A 22,582-nucleotide genomic window follows, 5' to 3' on the forward strand; every position below is an offset into this window, starting at 1 on the left:
TTTTCTAATATAGGGTTCTTTGATAGGAGTTTCGCGGGCTCCTATGTATCTTGTTAATTCAATATATCCTTACGGGAGAAAACAGTAAAGGAAACAATCAGCGAAATCGCGGCCCAGACGCTTAGAACACTTAGCGAGAAGGCTAAATCCATACCTTTTATCGGTGGCAGACCTCCCGTAAGATACTTGGTTAAGTCCAAGTTGACCATAAACAAATATTTCGCCGTTTCCCAAGATGACACCATGTTCGAAAGAATCGTCCCCGAAATTAAGACTGCGAGCATGACCCCCATACCAGCAGCTGTTGATCGAATAAGAACCGAGATCATTAACGACATGAGTGCGACGACGACTGCCGAAAACCATACCAATCCAAACTCCATCAAGAGGAAGAACCACTGATCTACCGCTCTTACCAGACTGAAATCGACATCTGTGCCATTGATCTGAATGCCGGTAAAAATTGGCATCATCCATCCGTTATAGCCGAAAACTAGGCCAGAAATCAAGTAGCACACCACGCCAGTGGACAGAACCGTAAGCGAAGTAAAGAAAATAACAGTTATTAATTTGCTCAATAGGATTTTCCATCGCCGGACCGGTCTTGTCAACAATAATTTAATAGTCCCCGTAGAATGCTCGGATGATACGATATCTGCCGAAATGACCATGATGATCAAAGGAATGAATAAAGAAACGGCATTTTTGACAAACTCGCGCGTAAACGTAACGGCATTAGGGGAGTTTGGATCAACATCCTTATCCAAATAATAATTTGCGATCTGTATTTGCACTTTAAGCTGCTGCTTCCATTCATCCGGTGTACGTGCAGAGCTTAAACGCTTTTCCCAATCAATAATTTTTTGGCGTTGATCTGCCTTCCAGTCTGTCGTTCCAAATTGCTTTTGAGTATTTTGAGCCACACGCATTTGTGCATAAGTAAACATAGGAATAAGGGCAAGCAGAATTAGGATGATCACATAAAATCGTTTTTTCTTGATCATTTTGATGCATTCATTTTTGACGAGTTCATACAAAATACGCATTTCTTTCACCGTCCCCTATTGTATGGTTTCACCCTCGGTTAGGCTCAAGAACAAATCTTCCAGCGTTGGGTTCTTGATTTCTACAGCATAGAGGCTAATTCCTGCTTCCATCAATTGCCTACTTATTTGCGGGACATGCTCCTTATCCATTTGGGTAACTATTTGTTTCACCGAAGATTGTGTATGCATGGGATCATCTTGGCTAATTTCTTCAATCGCATTCACAAGCGGCGACGCATCGAGAAGCCCCTCAGCCTTATCAGCCGGAGACACGGACCAAACCACTTTGCCGCCTTGTGCAATCAACTCATCTACCGCTCCTACTTGAATGACTTGTCCATGGCTAATAATCGCTACACGGTCGCACATTTGCTGAATCTCGCTCAACAGGTGGCTCGAAACGAACAAGCTCAATCCATCAGCCGCCAAGCGCTGAATGAACTCCCTCATTTCCTTGATTCCTTGCGGATCAAGTCCATTGGTAGGCTCGTCCAATATTAATAAACTGGGCCGTCCAAGAAGCGCTTGCGCAATACCTAAGCGCTGCCTCATGCCAAGGGAATATGTGCGTACTTTATCATGAATACGTCCATCCATGGAAACAATGTCGACAACCTCGTGAATTCTCTGCTCATCAACATCCGGCAGCATTCTTGCAAAATGCTCGAGATTTTCCCATCCAGTCAAGTACGAATACAGCTCTGGGTTCTCAACAATACAGCCAACGTGACGCATGGCTTGATTATGTTCTTTGCGGACGTCGAATCCACAAATGTGAATCGTCCCTTCCGTGGGGCGAATTAAATCAACAAGCATCCGAATTGTTGTTGTTTTGCCTGATCCGTTAGGACCCAGGAAACCGAAGATTTCTCCAGCGTAAACATCGAATGAAATCCCTTTGATAATCTCTTTATTTTTTATTTGCTTTTTCAAATTTTTCACGGACAATACGGTCTCAGGAACGATTACTGCTTCTGTCACTTTACCTGCCCCCATTACTTCAGAATTTGTAAAATTCGATCTGCAATCCGCTCATAACCATCCCCGTTAGGATGAAAATGATCAGCTGAAGACAAATATTTAATCAAATTTTGTTCAAACAAATCATAAGTCGGGACAATCACCATTTGCGGATAATGATTGATCATTTCGAAAACGCCATTATTCCAGCGCTGTACAATGAGCGATCCTTCCTGTTTGGGATCCAAATCTAGAAACGGATGATATAATCCTACGTACATCACGGTTGCCTTAGGGTTGGCCTTATTGATGGCTTCGAGAATTTTCTGTACTTTATCGAGTGCCGGTGCCACACGGCTTACCGCTGCCTCAGGGTTAAACTCTGTCTGATTCTCCCCTTGAAATAGCCCATCTCCACCTGCAAAAATATCATTACCGCCGATGGTAAGTAAAATAATATCGGCCTGCGCAAGCGCATCCTGTGTCTTCTTTAACCCTAGATCAGCTAAAAGCTGTTCGCTCCTGTAGCCTGGAATAGCTAAGTTATTAAGAACAAATACCGGTTTGCCTGTCTCTTTTTCCAGCTTTTCACGGAAGCGGCCCACGTAACCTTTACCTGTATTGTCGCCCGTTCCTGCTGTTAATGAATCGCCAAGCGCAACAATTTGCAGCTTTGCTTTGCTTTCAATCATCGATTCCTTCTTCGGAGCTTCTGTCGCTAATTCAAGCGTTCCAGAAGCTTTCGGAAACCATATCTGATTCGCCGCGTAAGCAAAACCTACAGCGAAAACAATCGTCGTAATGGTTGCGGTTAAGCCAATTGTTCCCCATATGAAGCGAGATGATCTCAAGAATGTCCCCTCCTGCGAATAAATGGCATAATTCATACTAAGAGTATAGCTTCTAGAATAAATTTGCAAACGCTGCAAAATGGTGTCGCGCAAAAATCGATCATACGTTCGTAATTTGTAGTATAGCACAGGTTAAGACAAAAAACCTAGCGGGAATGAGAATCACCGCTAGGTCTTTTTACTGCTATTTTAAACCGCATCCTGCAAAAACTTATACTGTGCTTGAATCAAGCCGTAGTAAATTTTTTGCTCCTTCATCAATTCATCATGATTGCCAATTTCCATCATGCGGCCATGATCCAGCACGACGATTTTGTCCGCGTTCCGAATGGTAGAAAGTCTGTGCGCCACAATGAAGGAAGTTCGGCCGGCGAGAAGCGTCTTGAGAGCTTCTTGAATTTTCAACTCCGTATCCGTATCAATGCTGGCTGTTGCTTCATCCAGGATAAGCACTCGCGGATTAGCAAGCAGAGCCCTCGCAAAGGAGATCAATTGACGTTGCCCCATCGATAACACATTTCCGCGTTCCTGCACTTCTGTGTCATAACCATTCGGCAAGCTGACGATAAAATCATGTGCATGGACGGCTTTAGCAACCTGTTCAATCTCTTCATTGGTTGCAGCCAGCCGACCAAAACGGATGTTATCGCGAATCGTCCCTGAGAAAATAAACGTATCCTGCAGTACGACGCCTATTTGGGAACGTAAGCTTTGAATCGTAACATCGCGAATATTGGTGCCGTCAATCATAATACGGCCTTCTGTAGGATCATAGAATCGGCAAAGCAGATTCATAATGGTGCTTTTACCCGATCCGGTGTGCCCGACTAACGCAATAGATTGCCCAGCATGCACATCCAGATTAAAACCTTTTAATGCCGGACGTCCAGCCTCGTACTCGAATACGAGATTTTCAAACTTCACATTCCCTTGGATGTTAGGCAGGTCTTTCGCATCTTCGAGCTCAGCGACAGAAGGCTTTTCATCAATAAACTCAAAGATCCGCTCAGCAGAAGCCATAGCAATGAGCAATTGGGAATACATTTGACCTAGGCGCGTAATTGGCTCCCAGAAATAGCCTATGTAAGTTGCGAAGGCAACCAGTAAACCTACTGAAATCTCCTCCGTTTGGATTAAATAAGCACCCAGCCAGAATAGAATGCAGTATCCGATAGCTCCAGTAATCTCAATGAGAGGACCGAACGACTGATTGAGCATGGAAGCGCGATTCCAGGACAAACGGTTGATCATATTCATTTTGGTGAAAAACTGAATATTTTCTTTTTCCTGCGAATAGGCTTGGGTGACCTTAATCCCTTGAATACATTCATTCAAATGGGCATTAAGCCGCGATTGCTTCATCGTTACATCCTGCCAAGCATGGCGAATTTTTTTGCGAAGCTTGGTAGAGATCATGAACATGATGGGAACCGTCACAATAATGGCAGCCCCTAATTTAAAATTAAAGGTCAACAAAATAATAATGATCCCAACCAACTGTACAACGTCAATCAACAGGTTGACGACCCCGTTCGTAAACAAATCTTGCAGCGAGTTCACATAATTCGTTACCCGAACAAGAACAGATCCTGCTGGACGCGTATCGAAGAATCGAAATGACAGCTTTTGAATGTGACTGAACAAATCGTGCCGCAAATCGTAAATAACACGTTGTCCAATCATATTTGTATACTTAATTCGGAACGTATTTGCCAGCCATTGTATGATATATACGGCAAGCATGACAGCGACAATAATTAGCAGCAAGTTCGTATTTTTAGGTATAATAGCTTTATCAATCGCTTCTCTGATCAGTAAGGGCACCGTCAGCTTGGTGATGGCTCCAACCAACATCATAATGATGATGATCGGCAGCATCTGTTTCTTGTATGGCTTCATATAACTAAATAAACGTTTCAATTGCCCCCAGTCGAAGGGCTTATCAATCAACTCATCGTCCTGGTAAACAAATCGCTGCCCGACTTGAGAATCTTCCATCTTGGCAGACGCCTCGGCTTGATTCGATTTCGTACTCAATGTGCTAACCTTCTTTCTTGCAAAGAGGAATGGTTTCGCGTTGTCGCATCTACTTCAGTATCTTTGGCTGCAGCAACTTGATCATCTTCAGTCGCTATCTTAGGTTGATCCGCGTATTGAATATCGTAAGTTTGACGGTAAAGACCTTCCTGCTGCAGAAGCTCATGATGTTTGCCTCTTTGAACGATTCGTCCTTTATCGAGCACGATAATTTCATCAGCATGCTTCAAGGAAGAAATCCGATGGGCAATAATAAATGTCGTTCTGCCCTGCATTACCTCGCTAAAGCCCGCTTGAATCTCGTGTTCTGTTTCCATGTCTACGGCACTAGTTGCATCATCAAGCACCAGAATTTTGGGATCTTTGATCAGTGCTCGAGCAATGGCAATACGCTGCTTCTGACCGCCCGATAAGCCTAATCCGCGCTCACCGACTACGGTGTCATAACCTTCCGGCAGCTCAGAAATGAAATCATGCGCTTTGGCTAGTTTCGCTGCCCGAATAATTTCTTCCATCGTGACATCTTTGCGCCCATAAGCGATATTGTTAAGAATAGTGGAGGAGAATAAGAACGTTTCTTGGAAAACGGTCGCAACCTGATTCCGATAGCTTTCCAGATCTAGCGTACGGACATCCTTGCCATCTAGCATCACTCGGCCGTCTTTCACGTTATAAGCTCTCATCAGCAGCGAAATTACTGTCGTTTTACCTGAACCCGTGCTGCCAAGCAGCCCGATCACGGAGCCTGCCGGAGCATCCAAACTGAAGTCATATAAAGCCGGCTGCTTTTCCGGATAAGCAAAAGTAACATTGTCGAAACGTACATTTCCTTGTACTTCACTGCTTTTTACTACGATTGCATCCGCTTGATCTTTCACATGTAAGTATTGATGCAAAATATCAAGTATTTTCTCACCGGAAGCTTTCGTATTCGTAAAGTTGTTAATATGGAATCCAAGTCCCCACATCGGTCCGATGATGTACCAGATTAAGCTGAAGCAAGCAACAAGCTCACCAAGGGAAATCGTATTCTGGATGACCATGTAACCCCCGACGCCAAGCAGCATAACGACACTCAGATTCGCCAGAATTTCCATGATTGGAAAATACCTCGCCCAAATCCCGGAACTTTCAATATTCATCGCCTTATAGTCCTCGTTGCGGGCGGAAAACTTATCAACCTCATGAGCCTCGCGCGCGAACGATTTGACGGTCCGAACCCCTGTAATGTTTTCTTGTACCGCGGTTGTCATCGAGCTAAGCGATTGGCGCACCATCCGGAAGGCGGGATGTATTTTGCCTTCAAAACGAATTGCCGTAAATGCCAGAAATGGCATCGAAATCATCGTCAATAAGGCTAACTTCCAATTAATCGAGAACATCATGCTCATGCCGAAGATCAGCATTAATAGCACGTTTAACAATTGAGCGAAACCAAAACCAATAAATTGCCTGATGGCTTCCAAATCAGCTGTCAATCTGGACATCAAGTCTCCTGTTCTTGCTTGATCGTAATATTGAAAGGATAAATACTGCAGCTTGTTGTAGAGCGCATTCCGCAAATGATACGCGACTCGGTTGCCCAATCGGCCCCCGCACAAGCCATGCAGGAATTGAAACATCCCCTTCAACGAAACGACAATTACAACAATAATCGCTAATTTCGGAACGAGTTCAAATTGCTTTTTTGCGATCACGTCATCGATCAGATACCGGAGTAAATTCGGATAAACGAGGCCTAATGCAGTTGCCACGGCTAAACATAGAATTGCTCCAAAAAACAGTTTTTTCTCTGGCCAAAAATAGGGCTTCAGTTGCCTGAATACATCCACTCTGGTGACCCCTCCTCAAGAAGGTGAATTTGGAAAAGCTAGGTAAGCGTTTTAATACTTAATGAATCTTAACACCATCCCTATATGCGGGCAATCAGAAGAATGCGTGATATATTCGCTTAAAAGCCCATAACTTCACAAAAACGTGCAGGAATCCCCCCTATTCTTTAAAATCATCCCAATAACCAACGATGTAAGCCTTTACATACACATGCATGAAAAAGGGTTGGCCACGTTCAATTGAACATGGCTAACCCTATTGTTTAAATGTTAAACAAACGACTTTAATTGATGCTGTTTGGATATTAGTTCGTTCAAATCAATCTTCATTTCAAGGGCATCGCGCATCCCTTCGGCGTGCTCACTCAGCTGCCCAAGGAGCTGATTTTTCTGTTTCATCAGCCAATTTTCCAGCTGATTCGCATAGGCCTCTTCGAGCTCAGAAGTTTGAAGCTCAATAAACTGAGCCACCGGAGTTGTCATCCGATTCTCCAAATCAGCTCTCAGTTTGCTTTTGCCATCACCTTCAAAAAATTGCTTCGGATTCTTGAAATGACTTTGCAGCAATTTAAGTGAAATCTCAGGGGCTTCCATTTTAGAGCTGATTTCAGGTGTAGTAAACGTGTTGGATTCGTAAGTACCGCTCTCAAAGCCATCCATCACTTGACGAAGCTGCTCTTCCCACCGTTTAACACGATTTCCGGATATCAGATTCATACGATTCTCAACGCGCAGCGTCGTAGCAAGCACTTCCTGAGAAAGATCATAACCGATCATGCGCAGCAGCTCGCCCCAGGCCGACTGGAGCGCTTGCTTCGGATCTCTCGCTTCCTCACGGAATGTGGAGGGATTAAAGGCATAATTGTACAATTCGCCAAACCGGTACATCGTGCGCTGCTTCACATAATACAGAAGCTCCTGAATCTCTTTCTTCAATTCTTTAAGCTCCGCTTCGAATACCGTACTGTCAAGCAGCTCTGCGCACTCTCGCTCAGACCGCTCCAGCTTCACAAGCTGTTGCTTCCGCTGTTCTTCACCGGTTTGGGCGCTCTCCAGCCACTGCTGCATCATAGAAATCGCTCGGTGAAGCTCTAAATTCGCTGCATGTATGGCTACATCGCTAAGTTCATTGAATGTAAACTGTACAAATTCGCCTTCAAACGGGCGTATGCCCGATTGCGCCACAAGTGTTTCGTTACCGGTAATTTTCCCTTCTGCTGCTAAATAACTGGATATCGGGTAAATTCGCGGATTCCGGATACCATGCTGTACGAGGTTCGTTTCCACATGAGTCATCACACCTTGCAGTTCTTCGGGGCTTGCGGCAAGATCGGCGGCATTCACGATGAAGAACATTTTATCCATTTCAAAACTATCTTTGACACGTCCAAGCTGTAAAAGGAATTCACGGTCCGCCTGCGAGAACGCATGATTATAATAAGTCACGAATAGGATAGCGTCAGCATTTTTTATATAGTTAAAAGCAACGCCGGTATGTCGGGCATTAATGGAATCTGCACCAGGTGTATCAACGAAAATAATGCCTTGTTCCGTCAAGGGATTCGAATAATATAATTCTATAAATTCAACAAAACAAGACTTGGACTCATCCGCAACGTAGCTTGGAAATTCCTCTTTGGTAATTTTGAGCTCCGTGCCCAAATGATTCTCTGCCAGCTGCCAGCCCTTCTCGACGGCCTTGAGGAAAGAATAATGCGGCTTTCCTTTCGCTGTTACGTCAGCAGGTGATAGAGCGCCAATGCGTTTCAATGAGGATGTCATATCACTCGCTTGCACACCTAAAATTTCTAAGGAATACAGAACGTCCTGAAGAATCGCGTCCGCTTTCTTCATCTTTACCTTGGCTGTGCCATGCGGCCAACCTTCTTGCGGCGGCATGATTTTATTGATGGCCGCCGTCGTCGGGTTCGGCGAGACCGGCAGCACCCTTTCACCAATCAACGCATTGGCGAAAGACGACTTGCCTGCGCTGAACGCGCCGAACAGCGCAATCGTGAACGTCCGCTGCCGCAGACGTTCCGATTTCTCGCGCATGGCGCGCGCGATCGACCGCATCGACGGCAGCCCGTCGATGAGCTGCGAAGCCGCCAGCAAGTCGGCGGCTTTGCGCTCCATGCGCCTGCCGTGTTCACCCGAGGTGAACGCGGTTGGCATGGCAGCTGCCTCCACAGGGGCAGCTGCTGCAGGCGCTGAGGCCGCCGATGCTGTCGCAGCGGCCTGCAGGATCTTATCCATGGAGGTGACATGCAGCCCCCCGCTCAGCGGGGCGGCTGCTTGGTCCTCCATGGGGGTGTACTGCTGCGCGTCCGGCAGCGCCGGCGCAGCGGGTCTTGCCCAGCTGGCCATGCGCAGCAGCTGGGCCGTTGCTGCCGCCTCGGCTTCCTCGAGGCGGCGCAGTTCGCGGGCAGCGCTGAGGCGGCTGCCCAGCGCTTCTAGCTCAGCCGCAAGCGCAGCGGCGGCTGGCGCACTGTGCTCGCGGACGGCAGCCGCGAGCAGGTCGATGACCGCAAATGCCTGTTTGCGGTACTGCTGCTTAATATCGGACGCAACTTGCTTCATGAAGTTGAGCGTATATTCACCGCCGAATGTGGCACCAGCATTGACTTGACCTGCAAGCCATTGCGATGTAACTTCCACACGCAAAGCTTCAATCTGTTCCAAGAGAACCGCATCATGCTGCCCTTGGTTTTGTGCAGCCTTCTTCAGAGCATCCCGCAGATGCCAATCCAGCTGCGCTTCTACCTGCTCTGATAAATCCGCTTGAAACGCTGTTAGCCGTTTCTCGGTCTCCAGAGCCGTCTGTGCAGCTCTGGAGAAAAATCCTACCTTGAATCCGGGCTTGCGGCTCTCTAAGTACGCATGAGCCTGATCGCGGGTCAAGGCTGGCGTGATGTTGGCATTCTCTATAATCGTGCCAACTTCCTTACGCAGCTGTGCCGTCAGTGCTTCCGGCAGCCCCTTCAAAACTGTAAGCTCTTGTTGCTTTGCAGCCGCCAGCGCCTGGGCCTCCTGTACATCACCTTCCTGGCTGATTTGTTCCATAAGCTCAGCCTTCTGGGGTTCATGCTGCTCAGCTAACCATTTGCCGTGCTCGTCTGCAAGATAGCGCGCAGAGGCGTCAATGCTGAAGCTGCGCAGTTCATCGCCTCTTTCAATCAAGCGGCTCAAGAGCCATTGCAGCTTCCCATATTCATTATGAGGATGATTAGGCTCTTTCATTGTCACAAAGAGTAGATCATCCGGCACGATTCCCCAGTTCAGAAAGGCTTGTTTCGTCCCCTCTTGATACTGCGAAAACGGCAGTTCCCATTCTTTGTGCTTATCGATCATATTGACAATGAGATAGAGCGGTTTGCCCCACTCCTTCATTTTCTTTGTAAATGCGAGATTCACTTCGGATTGCACGTGATTGTAATCCATCACATAAAACACGACATCCGCCAAATGTAGCGCCGATTCCGTGGATTTATGGTGGGCATCGTCTGTCGAATCGATCCCTGGAGTGTCCAGCAGCGCTGTATGTTCTCCTAGAAATGCAATTGGAAACGATATCTCCACCGTTTCAATATCCGTTCCGTTCACACAGTAGGCTTCTAGCTCATCAAGTGGAATCGTGTTCGTTTTCCCTTGAAGACTAGCATGACGATGTGTAACATGCGCGCCAGGCCTCCCGTTACGGATACTAACGATATTTGCACTCGTTGGTATCGGAGAGGATGGCAGCAGCGGATGCCCGCATAGCTGGTTAATTAAGGTTGACTTCCCCGCTGAAAAGTGACCGCAGAAAGCAATGTTCATTCTGCCTGAATCAATCTTAGCGAGCAGCTGCCCTAGCTTACTAGCGTTGTCCTGATCCCCTGCTGTTTGCAGATTCAACTGCATCTTCTTAATCGCATCCGGCATGACCGAGATGCTTGTATCTATAGCTTGCGTCATTCGTCCGTTCCGCTCCTTATTTACCGGTCTTCTATCCAATCCTATATCTATGATGATACAGAAAAAAATCTCCCAGAGGGAGATTTAATTTTTTTAGGACATAACCACTTTTTCTTTTTCAGGCAAGAAAATTTCAAAAACATCGCGATGCTGTAAAATCGTAATATCCGATTCTTTTACTTTCATCACAACAACCTCAGTTTTTGTTTTCATCTTGTCTATGTAATTCTGAGGAACTTCACCTGATTCACTGACTGTTATACCTTCAATGACTTTTTCCTCATTATCAGCTAATGGAGTATTAATCACTTGTTCGAAAATATCAGAGAATAACTCAAAACTATTGGTGTATACGGCGATGCATTTCATTTAAATCCCATCCTTTGTCTGCATATCATTTGTTTGTAATAGTTTTCCTAGTTAAGCTTGGTTTCATACGTTTCTTACCCTCGCGACAATGATCCAAGAGTGGACAAACCTCGCATTTGGGGTTCTGCGCTTTACAATGATATCGGCCAAAAAAGATCAGACGATGATGGGTTTGTGTCCACTCTTCTCGAGGAACCTTTTTCATCAGCTTCTTTTCAACTTCTAGCACCGAATCATCAATGCCAGCCAATCCTAGTCGCTTGGACACGCGCTCTACATGAGTGTCAACCGCAATAGCAGGTACTCCAAAAGCGTTGGAGACAACGACATTCGCCGTTTTTCGGCCTACGCCAGGCAGCTCGACTAAGTGTTCGTGCTTCTCTGGGATTTCACCATCAAACTTGTCCAGCAGCAGCCGACACAGTTTCTGAATATTGCTCGCTTTATTTCGAAATAGTCCAATCCGTCTGATGTCTTGCTCCAGTTCTTCCAAAGGAACGGCCAAGTAGTCTTCGGGGCGCTTATATTTCTGAAATAAATCCAATGTCACCTTATTTACGGTTTCATCGGTGCATTGAGCGGATAGCAAAACAGCAATCGTTAATTCAAATGGATTACTGTGACGCAGCTCGCAATGTGCATCCGGAAATAGTTCACCAATCGTATCCAAAATATGCCTTACTAACTTCTGCGTCATGTCTTTGCTTCCTTAAGGTCGTAATATTCTTCAGTTTAGCGAATTGTGACGTTAGAATCAATGCTTGTTAGCGTCAAAATGCGAACATTTTCTAAAAAATTGCCATATTTATTTTTAAAATAATAAAAAACCGCCTGCAACAGGAGACTAGCTCCTACGATACAGACGGATGAGACGTTTGTTTTGTTCAAATCTTACTTTTCAACCTCAACGATTTTATTATCCAACACATAAATCGTCACTTGTTCACCAGACATGAAGGAGGATGCACTAACAATATCCGTCCCTTTGTGATAGTAAGCTCTTGGGAAAAGGCTATAAGAAGTCTTATCTCCCGCTGCAGTTGCTTTCAAATACATTTGATTAACAACTGAGCTATAGTTATCAACTTCTCGTTTAGAAGCAGCGGCAACTTGGATCATCAGCTTATCACTCGCGTCTTTCATTACTTGTACACGATCGCCAACTTTAATGGCAGAGAAACTGTAATCCGTTCCGCCATTAAGCTTAACGCCGAAATTGGTTCCAGCATTAATGACTTGATTTTTACCTGTGAAATCTTGAATGGTCAAAGAGGAGTTCGCTGCGTTAACAGCTGTTACTTTCCCTCTTACTGGTGTCACGATTTCAGCTCTAATTACAGATAACCCTTTGAAAGTAAGCTTAACATAATCGTCAATAGCAATATCTGCCATCGTACCCGTGCTTTGATCTGGTTTGACAATTGGAACATTGTCCAGAGACACAGCATAAGACGTATTAGCATCGTCTGTAACAGTAATCTGCTTCGCATTCGAATTGTTCAAAATTGTTTTATACAAAGCTGTTTTACTTGTCACAATCTTAGTCACAATGGTTTGATCATAGCTTAAAAGCAAACTTATTCCGTCTCCGACTTTCAAATCGGACAACGTGCTATTTGTTTTATTCGCAAGCTCAACTGTAGGAGCAAACTGGAGTTTGAACGTTAGACTTTGACCGCTGTCTGTTTTTAACGTAATATCGTTCGTTTGCAGGTTCAATTGGGTTAAAGTGCCGTCCAATTGGGAAGACATTTTAACTTGCGTAACGTTATTTTTCGAGACTAACAAGTCAACGTATTTGCCTGTAGTAAATGTGGTACTAAAGCTTGCAAAAGGAAGTGTTGTTCCCGCATATGAAATAGCTACATTTTCAGTCATTTTATAAGCATGTGGATTACCGGAATTGTCTGTTACCGTCAAAAGTTTGGATGTTGGATTGTAGGAGTCAATTTTAGCAAAGTATAAATTTTCAATTGACCGATTTGTAACGGTAATTAAAGTAACTTTATTATTGAGAACATCCAGCTTAAGTTGATCACCTGGAGCAATATCATAAAGGCTTGCTGTCGCTAGACCATTGATTTGTACTTGAACATTATCCGCTAACAAGTAGGATGCCAAAGGTGTACCGGTTGTCTTCTCAATCGTTAGGTATGTTTTGTCATCACTCAAATCTTTGAGCGTACCTTCAATGCTAACGCCAACATCGGCTTGCTTTTTAACGGCAATCTTCACAACTTCACTGTTTTTAACTGTGTACTCAATTGTATCCCCAACATGCAGTGAATTCAGGTCTGCCAAGCTGTTATCCGTAGAAGTAATAATTAAAGCAGAAGAGAAACTGTATGATTCAGGTTGACCTGACTCGGTGTCCAGCAGCGTGATTTGCGCGGAATCTTTGTTCAGATTTTGAATCGCTCCATTTGCGGTTTTATTAACTGGCACTTGCTTAACGATAATAGATGTGTATTTATCCGTTTTGACAATTTTGCTTTTACGTAACTGAATGGTACTGCCTGTAACAATATCCCCAAGGCTGAGACCGCGACCTTCCGGATCGGTTACTGCAACATCTGTTGCTAAGTCATAACTTTCAAAATCATCCAATGTCGCTTTCAGGGTGCTCAAGTTTAATTTGAGCAATTTCCCCTCTTGAATGTCGAGCTGAAGTTCGTCTTTCACAATTTCAACGTAGTAAGCAGTGCCATTCACTTCAACAATTGAAACTTCATAAGTTTCTTGAAGTTCTTTCGGATCGATCGACGTATCATTTTTGTTACCGTAGAAGACGGCGTTTGGTGAGAGCTTATATGTACTTGTATTGCCCTCTTTGTCCATTAGTCCAATCGTGCCGCTTGTAAGTGTTGTCAAATACCCTTTCTTCGCATGCGTTGGCAAGGAAGTCAGATCTTTCTGTGAGCGGCTTAAGAATGCGGCCATTTGAGCACGTGTTACCGCGCCTTTCGGCTGGAACGTCCCGTCTTCAAAGCCATCAACAACTTTTAACTCAACAGCAGCATTAACATAGCCCAGCGATGTCGAGCTGATGGAGCTATTATCGTTAAATGTCGTTTGCGTTTGGGATAAGCTTTGGGCAAAAGCGGCTTTGCCAATCGCACGAATAACGATCTCTGCAACCCATTCTCTTGATGCCTTACGCTGTCCCCACTTCTCTTTGGACTTATCGCTCGTGCTTCTTTCTTTCTCTTCTTCGTTCGTAATTAGTCCTTTTTGAAGAGCTACAGCTACATAATTCCTCGCATAACTATCAACGAGCATGAAATCGGGAAAAACAGTTGTTGATGTCATATTATTAACTTCATCCTGCAAGCCCATCATGCGAACTGCCATAATCAGTACATCCTGCTGGGAAACCGAATTTTCAGCACGGTAGGCACCATCTTCATAACCTTCGATGATACCCTCCAAGGCTAATTTTGAAATATGACGAATTCCCCAATAATCTGATTTCACATCCGGGAAAGACAGTTTTATGTTGTTTGTTGAAGTTCCACTTGTGGAATCTGCGGCCAGAACCGGTGTTCCAGCTAAACTTGTTACAATTAAAGAACTTAAGATTGCGCTTGCCAACTTCTTATTTCTCATCACTCGTGTTAACTCCTCTGCTCTTCCATTTAATTAGGTCGTTTGATTGGGTAGGGAAGCTCCAGATGCCCCATTAAGCTGTCCACTTGTTTGCCATCCTTCTGGATGTATAACGCTTTTACTTCTGGAAATTGAAAAACCGTTTTCTTGAGCGCTTGCAAAAACATTTCTTCCCCTGGCGCACCCAACTGTGTTTTGGGACCAAAAGTGAGATCCACTTTCAACTCCCCTTTGGTTTTATCAAAAGCTGAACTTGTAAACTTCAAATCATCAAATAAAGGTACCGCTTTAGGATCATCACTTTTCTTAAGTGCGTTTAGGGCTGCTCCATACACATCTGCATCCTTTTTGTAAGAGATCGTAACTTCTTTCTCTACAAGCTTCATTTCGTCTTGATCGCTATAGTAGGCTTTAATCTTTTTCTGCAAGACAGGTTCTGGTGTCGGAGTCGCCGCAACCGTTGGCGCAGGACTTTGAGATGTAGAAGTCGAGATTGGGCCAGTTGATGTCTGCGGAACATTACCGCTTACTAACTGGTTTTTTTGACCGCAGGCCGTAATAGACAATGTAATAGCACTCACAAGGAGTGCACCTTGTATGAAGCGTCTTGTTTGAGTCATTTCACTCACTCCTTCGCGTTTTGCTAAGCAAAACCTAGCATCGTAGCATAATTAGAGTTCTCACCTCTTATTTGAGGTTCAAATATTCTTTGATAGCAGTAACGAGAGCAGCGGCTAACTTGTCCTGAAACGCATCCTTGTACATCGCAGTTTCATCGTTCTTATTAGACAAGTAACCCACTTCCAGCAGAACAGCTGGCATGGTCGTTTTCGTGATGACTCTAAAATCAGCTTCGCGTACTTTGCGATCAGGAAACCCTATTGCCGGAATCGCATATTTGTGAATGACATTCGCAAAAGCTGCGCTTTCCGGTCTGTTGTAGTACGTTTCTGTGCCGGATACCGTAGCCTTAGCACTGTTGCCGTGAATAGATAAGAAAAGATCCGATTGAATGTTATTAGCAAAAGAAACCCTGTCATCCAACGGGATGAACGTATCATCTGAGCGAGTCATCAAAACATTAAGACGCTTGTCCTGAAGGAGAAGCTGCTCTACTTTCTTCGCCATTGACAGTGTAAAATCCTTCTCATGTCTGCCAGTTATGGATAATGCGCCAGGATCGTTGTCCCCATGACCAGCATCAATGACGACAGTCAACTGATGCTCGGCAATTGTCGCTTTCCATTGATTAGGCAGCTTCGAGGGCTGAACTTTATAATCCGCAGTGCTTTTCAAATCCAGAATAATTCTGACGGTAGCCGGATTATCGTTAAAATTGGAAAAGCGTACTTTCTCGACGAGCGGATGCTTCGAGCTTAGCTCTCCCGCATTTTTGACAAGCAGTTTCTTGAGAGGCTCATCTAAGACTGTGTTAGGGAAATCCAATACAATCCGATTCGGATTGGCTAATTTCATCGTTGTCGGTACGAGCGAACCGTCTTTGGCTGTTACCGTTAGCTCCTTATCGGACAACACGATGGATTGCACCAGGTGAACATTCGGATCCGGTATGTTGGTCCCTGTACCTGTACCAGTTCCAGTACCTTCCCCGGGTTTGACTGGATTTGTCGGTGTTGTTGGCGGTGTTGTTGGCGGTGTTGTTGGCGGTGTTGTTGGCGGTGTTGTTGTTGGCGGCTTCGTTGGCGCTTTGTCATCATCTACGACATCAACCGGACCTGTTACTGGTTTGGAATCGCTCTCGTCTTTTTTGAACATATGAACGGAAGAAGTGGATGCGTCCCATGTAAATTCAATACCCATTTGCTGCCCAATGAAACGGAGCGGCAGCATCGTATTGCCTTTATCAATGATCGGAGCAACCTCCATGACTTCCTTTTTACCCTTAATCAGCGCTGTTTTGCTATTGATAATCAATTGAATGTTCACATCGTCTTTGACGATTGTTACTTTGCTCGTGGCTTCATCCCAAGTTACCTTAGCGCCAATTTCTTCAACGATAATTCGCACCGGTACAATTGTATTTCCACTAATAATACGAGGTTGGACCTCACTCGAAACTAATCTTTTTTCATTCAAGAAGAGCTTAATTGCATTAGGAGCTTCTGCCCCCAATGCCGTAGTAGGCAGCAGCATCACAGAAACCAGCAACATGAAACAAAATGCAGGAAATTTCATCATTCACCTCTATATATTGTCGGAATTATAGTCGTAATCACAAAAATGAGAAATCTGTCTCTCAAAACCTAGCAGCAATTGTCCTTTATCTCATATTAGTCACTTAGCCCGACAGCAAAACCCCCGTCCGTTCGACAATCTAGTAATCTATTAGACGTAAGAAACTGCCAAAAGTTGCATAATAAATTAACAAAAAAAAGACGCATCCTATGGAGTCCCCATAGAGATGCGTCTTCAACCCGAACTTATTTATAAGCCAAACGCTTAGCATGAGCTTGCTCGTAAGCCGTAATTTTGTCTTCATGCTGGAGTGTTAAACCGATATCATCCAAACCTTGCAGCAAAAACTGACGGCGGTGCTCGTCGATGTTAAAGCTAATTTCCAGGCCATAGTCGTCTGTAAGCTTGTTGTTCTCAAGATCAACATTTAGCTTGTAACCTTCATGCTGGGCTGTGCGGGCAAACAAATCATCCACTTGTTCTTCCGAAAGCTTAATTGGCAAAATGCTGTTTTTAAAGCAGTTGTTATAGAAAATATCCGCATAAGATGGTGCGATGATGACACGGAAGCCAAAATCTTGAATCGCCCACGGTGCATGCTCACGGGAAGATCCGCAGCCGAAGTTCGCTCTGGAGAGCAGGACAGAAGCGCCTTGGTAGCGATCCTGATTCAGAGGAAAGCTCTCAATTACGTTACCCGCTTCATCCCATCTCCATTCGAAGAAAAGAAATTGACCGAACCCGGAGCGCTCAATTCTTTTAAGAAATTGCTTAGGAATAATTGCATCTGTATCTACATTGACACGATCCACAGGACCGACTAGGCCTGTATGTTGTTTGAAAGCTTCCATGTTTTCATTCTCCTTAATCAGACAAAATTAAGCTTGTTGGTATTCTTTAATTTCCCAATCACGAACATCATAGAAATGACCTTTGACTGCTGCAGCGACAGCCATCGCTGGGGAAACGAGATGCGTACGTCCACCGCGGCCTTGACGACCTTCGAAGTTACGGTTGGAAGTCGACGCACAACGTTGACCTGGTTGTAGAACGTCTGGGTTCATCGCCAAACACATGCTGCAGCCTGCATCACGCCATTCGAAACCTGCGGCAGTAAAGATTTTGTCCAAGCCTTCTTTCTCAGCTTGAATTTTAACGCGGCCGGATCCAGGTACCACGATAGCTGTAACGCTAGGATCAACTGAGTATCCTTGTGCGATTTTTGCAGCTGCGCGAAGATCTTCGATACGTCCATTCGTACAAGAGCCGATGAAAACATAGTCTACTTTCAACTCTGTCATTGGTGTTCCTGGTGTTAAATCCATATATTCAAGCGCTTTTTCAGCTGCTTTACGTTCATTTTCGGTTTCGAAGCTTTGTGGATCTGGAACAAGAGCAGTAACGCTTGTACCCATGCCCGGGCTAGTTCCCCAAGTTACTTGCGGAATCAAGGTATCAGCGTCAAACTCAAGTACCCAATCATACGCTGCGCCTTCATCCGTTACATACTTGGACCATTCAGCAACTGCTTCATCGAAATCAGCGCCTTGAGGCACATACTCGCGACCACGCAGATAGTTGAAAGTTGTTGCGTCTGGAGCAATCAATCCTGCTCTAGCTCCGCCTTCGATGGACATGTTACAAACCGTCATACGCTCTTCCATGGAAAGACTGCGAATCGCTTCGCCTGTATACTCGATAACGTAGCCAGTTGCAAAATCCGTACCATATTTCGCAATAACACCAAGGATCAAGTCCTTCGCTGTTACGCCCGGCTTCAAATTGCCCGTAATGCGAACTTCAAGAGTTTTGGCTTTGGATTGTTGCAGCGTTTGTGTTGCAAGAACGTGCTCAACTTCACTTGTACCAATACCGAACGCTAAGGCCCCGAAAGCACCGTGTGTCGATGTGTGGCTATCGCCGCAAACGATTGTTTTACCTGGGTGTGTTAGACCAAGCTCAGGTCCCATAACGTGCACGACACCTTGGTCGATACTGTCAAGATCGAATAAGGTAACGCCGAAGTCACGGCAGTTTTGTGAAAGTGTATCGATTTGTTGCTTCGAAATAGGATCCGTAATATTGAAACGATCCTTCGTCGGAACGTTGTGATCCATTGTTGCGTAAGTCAAATCTGGTCTGCGAACTTTACGACCTGATAAGCGAAGTCCTTCAAATGCTTGCGGTGATGTTACTTCATGAACCAACTGCAAGTCAATATAGATAACGCTTGGTTTGCCTTCTTCCTGGTTAATTACGTGATTATCCCAGATTTTCTCGAACATCGTCTTTTTACTCATATCCAGTCACCTCTTGTCATTATCCGCTCAATTTGTTAATGTCTTACCCTCATAATGTAGTTTAGCACGATTGACGTCATTGCTCCAAGATATAATAACTATAAGCTTGATAGATTAATCCTATAATTTAATTAACCGTTGACATTCTTAGTGATAATGATTATCATTCTCTGGGTGGGATTGAAATGGCCATCAATTCTATCCATTTATAGATACATACATAGGAGGGTTTATCTGTGCGTAAATTTGTAAAACCATTAACAATTACAGCTTCACTCGTCATGCTTTTCCTTACTGCTGCTTGCGGGAATGCCGCTAGAACATCCAGTTCATCACCTTCACCAAGTGCCGCCGCTTCCGTGAAGCCCGCAGCTACAGCTGCTGCTACGGCTGCTGCTGACACTGTCAAAACCATTACACATGACCTTGGGACGACAGAAATTAAAGGTACTCCTAAGCGTATCGTAACTTTAGAGTGGACATATGCGGAAGACCTGCTCGCTGTTGGAATTCAACCTGTCGGGTCTGCTGATAAAAAAGGATATCAAAATTGGGTAAATGTTACTCCTGCTTTGGACGCTTCTGTTGTTGATGTAGGAACTCGACAAGAACCAAACCTCGAGACCATTACTGGCCTCAAACCAGATCTGATTATTACAAGCACACTGCGTTCAAGCAAAAATTATGAGGCGCTCAAAAAAATCGCCCCTACTATCGTATTAAACTCCTACCCTGCTGAAGGGAAAGGCGATCAGTACGCAGAGATGGAAAATACCTTTAAAACCATTGCTGATGTTGTTGGTAAGAAAGCGGAAGGCGAGAAAGTGCTTGCTGACCTTCAGAAAGCATATGCAGATACGAAAGCTAAGCTTGCCGCTGCTAAGAAAGATGGCGCTGAAATCGCACTGACACAAGCTTTCAGCAATCAAAATAACGCAGATCTTCGTATGTTCCTAGACAACTCCATGGCTATACAAATTCTACAGCGTATCGGATTGAAGAACGCATTTAAAGCCAATAAATTTGAAATGTACGGCTACTCGACAGCTTCCGTAGAAGCGCTGCCTGCCGTGCAAAATGCCAACTTTATTTACATCGTTCAAGACAACGATAATGTGTTCGAGAAACAGCTTAAAGATAATGCCGTTTGGAAAGGCCTTTCCTTTGTAAAAGAGAACAAAACTTACAAGCTGCCTGGCAACACATGGCCGTTCGGCGGCCCATTGTCCGCGAAAGTATTTGCCGAACTAACAGCTAACGCATTAACTAAATGAGAGAAATTCAACTAAAATCAGATCCTTTTATGCATCGGCAAATAACATGGAAAGCTCTTTTCGTTTTTGGAGGAGGCTTGCTGGCTCTGCTTATGGTCCTGTTTCTGAACATCACGCAGGGAGAAGCCAGCATTACCGTTCATACCATCGTGAATGCCTTGCTGAAACCCCAAGATACCCCCGACCATCATATGGTTCGGGGGCTTCGCTTGCCGCGGGCAGTTATCGGCCTTCTTGCTGGAGCTTCGCTTGCCGTTGCAGGAGCGCTGCTCCAAACCGTTACCCGCAATCCGCTTGCCTCTGCTTCTACACTGGGATTAAATGCAGGTGCTTATTTTATCATCGTGCTAGCAGCGGTTTACTTTCCTAGCCTAAAGTCAGATCATTCCCTGCTATTGGCGCTAATTGGGGCATGCGGCGCAGCCGTCATGGCTTATTTGATGTCAGGCGGGCGCAAAAGCACTCCGCTGCGCATGGCGTTGGCAGGGATGGTCGTTGCACTCGTCCTTTCCGCTTTTACAAGCGGTCTGCAGATCATGTACGAGAATGAGACCAATGGTCTATTTATGTGGGGCTCAGGCGCATTAGGACAGAACGATTGGCTCGGCGTCCGATACGCTCTTCCTTGGGTTTCAATTGGGCTAGTTGCTGCACTATTGTTCAGTCAGAAGCTGGATATGCTGGAGCTGAATGAAGATACAGCTGTTTCCTTAGGGGAAAATGTGAATTTGATCCGTTTCATGGCGCTTGCTGCTGCCATTTTGCTGGCCGGAGTGACGGTTAGTGTCGTTGGTCCAATTGGCTTTGTTGGCCTCATCGCCCCTCATCTGATCCGATTAATTGGGCTCAGACGGCATAGGTTCTTGATTCCAGGCAGCGCATTATGGGGAGCGGTTGTGCTGATATTGGCGGATACGATTGCGAAAATGTTTCGAAGTACGCTTGGCGAGCTGCCTGCTGGGTCCGTCACCGCCGTCCTTGGGGCACCATGGCTTATTTGGCTTGCTGTTCGAGGCTCGAAGATGCAATCATCAACCGATAGCGGCTCTACAATGGGTGTCGGCTTCATCGGCAGCAAAATTCCGTATCCGATGCTTATTCTGCTTTCCACGGCTTCTCTAATTGCGCTTATTCTAACCGGTTTATCTGCAGGCGCTTTAAAAATTCCTTTTGCAGATGTCCTAGCGGTTCTAACTGGTCGTGGCCCCGAGATGTCCAGCAATGTCATCCTAAATTTACGTCTGCCTCGTGTGCTGGTAGCCGCGCTTGCTGGAGCTGCTCTCGCGATTGCCGGCTCCATGATGCAAGGCGCCGTACGCAATCCGCTCGCCGACCCGTCCGTTGTCGGTGTTACGACAGGAGCTGGAATGGGAGCCCTTCTCGTACTCACCTTATGGCCAACGGCTTCGGGGATATGGGTGCCGATCGGCGCGATGGCCGGCGCGCTCCTCTCTGCCGGCAGTGTATATGTGCTGGCCTGGAAAAAAGGCCTTAATCCCGTCGTATTAATTCTTGTCGGCATCGCCATTTCTGCGCTTGGATCAGCTGTTATCCAATTCCTGATCATCAAATCCAAACTAGGCGCTGCTCCAGCGCTAACTTGGTTGGCTGGGAGCACGTATGCCAGAGGCTGGCTGGAATTCTCCCAATTGAGCGTGGCGATGGTTATCCTATTGCCAATTGCCTGGATGCTTGGCCGCCGTGTGGATTTGCTTGCGTTTGGAGATCTTGTCTCGCTCGGATTAGGCCTCAAGCTGCAGAAAACCCGTCTGATTGCAGCAAGCATCGGGGTTATCATCGCTGCAATAGCAGTTGCTTGCGTAGGCACGATATCTTTCATTGGGCTGCTCGCTCCACATGCGGTTCGGATCTTCATGGGACAACGACACCAGAAATCAGTTATACTATCCGCTTTGATCGGTGCAATATTGCTTGTCATCGCTGATATGATCGGGAAAGTGATTGCTATTCCCAAAGAAATCCCTTCCGGTATTGTAGTTGCTGTTATTGGCGCTCCGTATTTGCTGTTCCTGATGTACCGGAGTACGGTGAAGAGATAAATGAATTCACAGTAATAGTAACTACAGTCCGTTATTTATTCAAAAAAGGCTATTACAACCAAAATTGTATAAATTCTCTTTAAATTTCAATACT

The 22,582-nt window shown here is 45.3% G+C and carries 15 protein-coding genes; 2 read left to right on the forward strand and 13 right to left on the reverse strand.

Features of this window, described 5'->3' with window-relative positions; translation table 11 throughout:
• Positions 1-53: 53 nt before the first annotated feature.
• The 13 genes from AC58UW_RS12150 to leuC all read right to left on the reverse strand — a co-directional run bounded on the left by AC58UW_RS12150 (position 54) and on the right by leuC (position 19,154).
• Positions 54-1,046 carry an ABC transporter permease gene (locus AC58UW_RS12150; RefSeq protein ID WP_497421191.1) on the reverse strand — a complete coding sequence of 331 codons (993 nt, stop codon included), beginning with the start codon at positions 1,044-1,046 and terminating at the stop codon, positions 54-56.
• Positions 1,047-1,061: 15 nt separating this feature from the next.
• A complete protein-coding gene (locus AC58UW_RS12155; RefSeq protein WP_497420922.1) occupies positions 1,062-2,042 on the reverse strand; it encodes an ABC transporter ATP-binding protein in 981 nt (326 codons plus the stop codon).
• Entirely contained in the window at positions 2,042-2,857 is an 816-nt protein-coding gene (locus AC58UW_RS12160) for a GDSL-type esterase/lipase family protein (protein ID WP_497420923.1), read from the reverse strand. Before AC58UW_RS12160 ends, AC58UW_RS12155 begins: the two co-directional genes overlap by 1 nt.
• A 189-nt stretch (positions 2,858-3,046) precedes the next feature.
• A complete protein-coding gene (locus AC58UW_RS12165) occupies positions 3,047-4,855 on the reverse strand; it encodes an ABC transporter ATP-binding protein (protein WP_497421192.1) in 1,809 nt (602 codons plus the stop codon).
• Between the two features lie 35 nt (positions 4,856-4,890).
• Positions 4,891-6,726, reverse strand: a complete 1,836-nt coding sequence (locus AC58UW_RS12170; RefSeq protein ID WP_497420924.1) for an ABC transporter ATP-binding protein — start codon at positions 6,724-6,726, stop codon at positions 4,891-4,893.
• A 270-nt stretch (positions 6,727-6,996) separates the two neighbouring features.
• Complete coding sequence (locus AC58UW_RS12175) at positions 6,997-10,650, reverse strand: dynamin family protein (protein WP_497421193.1); 3,654 nt, start codon at positions 10,648-10,650, stop codon at positions 6,997-6,999.
• A gap of 126 nt (positions 10,651-10,776) precedes the next feature.
• Positions 10,777-11,052, reverse strand: a complete 276-nt coding sequence (locus AC58UW_RS12180; protein ID WP_315949363.1) for an NAD/NADP transhydrogenase alpha subunit — start codon at positions 11,050-11,052, stop codon at positions 10,777-10,779.
• A 25-nt stretch (positions 11,053-11,077) separates the two neighbouring features.
• Entirely contained in the window at positions 11,078-11,749 is a 672-nt protein-coding gene (gene nth / locus AC58UW_RS12185) for an endonuclease III (protein WP_497420925.1), read from the reverse strand.
• A gap of 194 nt (positions 11,750-11,943) precedes the next feature.
• Positions 11,944-14,658, reverse strand: a complete 2,715-nt coding sequence (locus tag AC58UW_RS12190) for an S-layer homology domain-containing protein (RefSeq protein WP_497420926.1) — start codon at positions 14,656-14,658, stop codon at positions 11,944-11,946.
• A 29-nt stretch (positions 14,659-14,687) separates the two neighbouring features.
• Positions 14,688-15,278 (reverse strand): GerMN domain-containing protein, encoded by a 591-nt coding sequence (locus AC58UW_RS12195; RefSeq protein ID WP_497420927.1) that lies wholly within the window; start codon positions 15,276-15,278, stop codon positions 14,688-14,690.
• Positions 15,279-15,345: 67 nt separating this feature from the next.
• Positions 15,346-16,830, reverse strand: a complete 1,485-nt coding sequence (locus AC58UW_RS12200; RefSeq protein ID WP_497420928.1) for an N-acetylmuramoyl-L-alanine amidase family protein — start codon at positions 16,828-16,830, stop codon at positions 15,346-15,348.
• A 269-nt stretch (positions 16,831-17,099) separates the two neighbouring features.
• Positions 17,100-17,705: a 3-isopropylmalate dehydratase small subunit gene (gene leuD, locus AC58UW_RS12205; RefSeq protein ID WP_497420929.1), complete on the reverse strand. Its 606-nt coding sequence runs from the start codon at positions 17,703-17,705 to the stop codon at positions 17,100-17,102.
• A gap of 27 nt (positions 17,706-17,732) precedes the next feature.
• A complete protein-coding gene (gene leuC, locus AC58UW_RS12210) occupies positions 17,733-19,154 on the reverse strand; it encodes a 3-isopropylmalate dehydratase large subunit (RefSeq protein ID WP_497420930.1) in 1,422 nt (473 codons plus the stop codon).
• Between the two features lie 236 nt (positions 19,155-19,390).
• Here leuC and AC58UW_RS12215 point away from each other — a divergent pair, with 236 nt between their 5' ends.
• Together AC58UW_RS12215 and AC58UW_RS12220 are read left to right on the forward strand one after the other, a co-directional pair.
• Entirely contained in the window at positions 19,391-20,428 is a 1,038-nt protein-coding gene (locus AC58UW_RS12215; protein WP_497420931.1) for an ABC transporter substrate-binding protein, read from the forward strand.
• Complete coding sequence (locus AC58UW_RS12220) at positions 20,425-22,488, forward strand: iron ABC transporter permease (RefSeq protein ID WP_497420932.1); 2,064 nt, start codon at positions 20,425-20,427, stop codon at positions 22,486-22,488. The genes AC58UW_RS12215 and AC58UW_RS12220 overlap by 4 nt, the downstream gene beginning before the upstream one ends.
• Positions 22,489-22,582: the final 94 nt, after the last annotated feature.

Source organism: Paenibacillus sp. J22R160 (assembly GCF_059692135.1).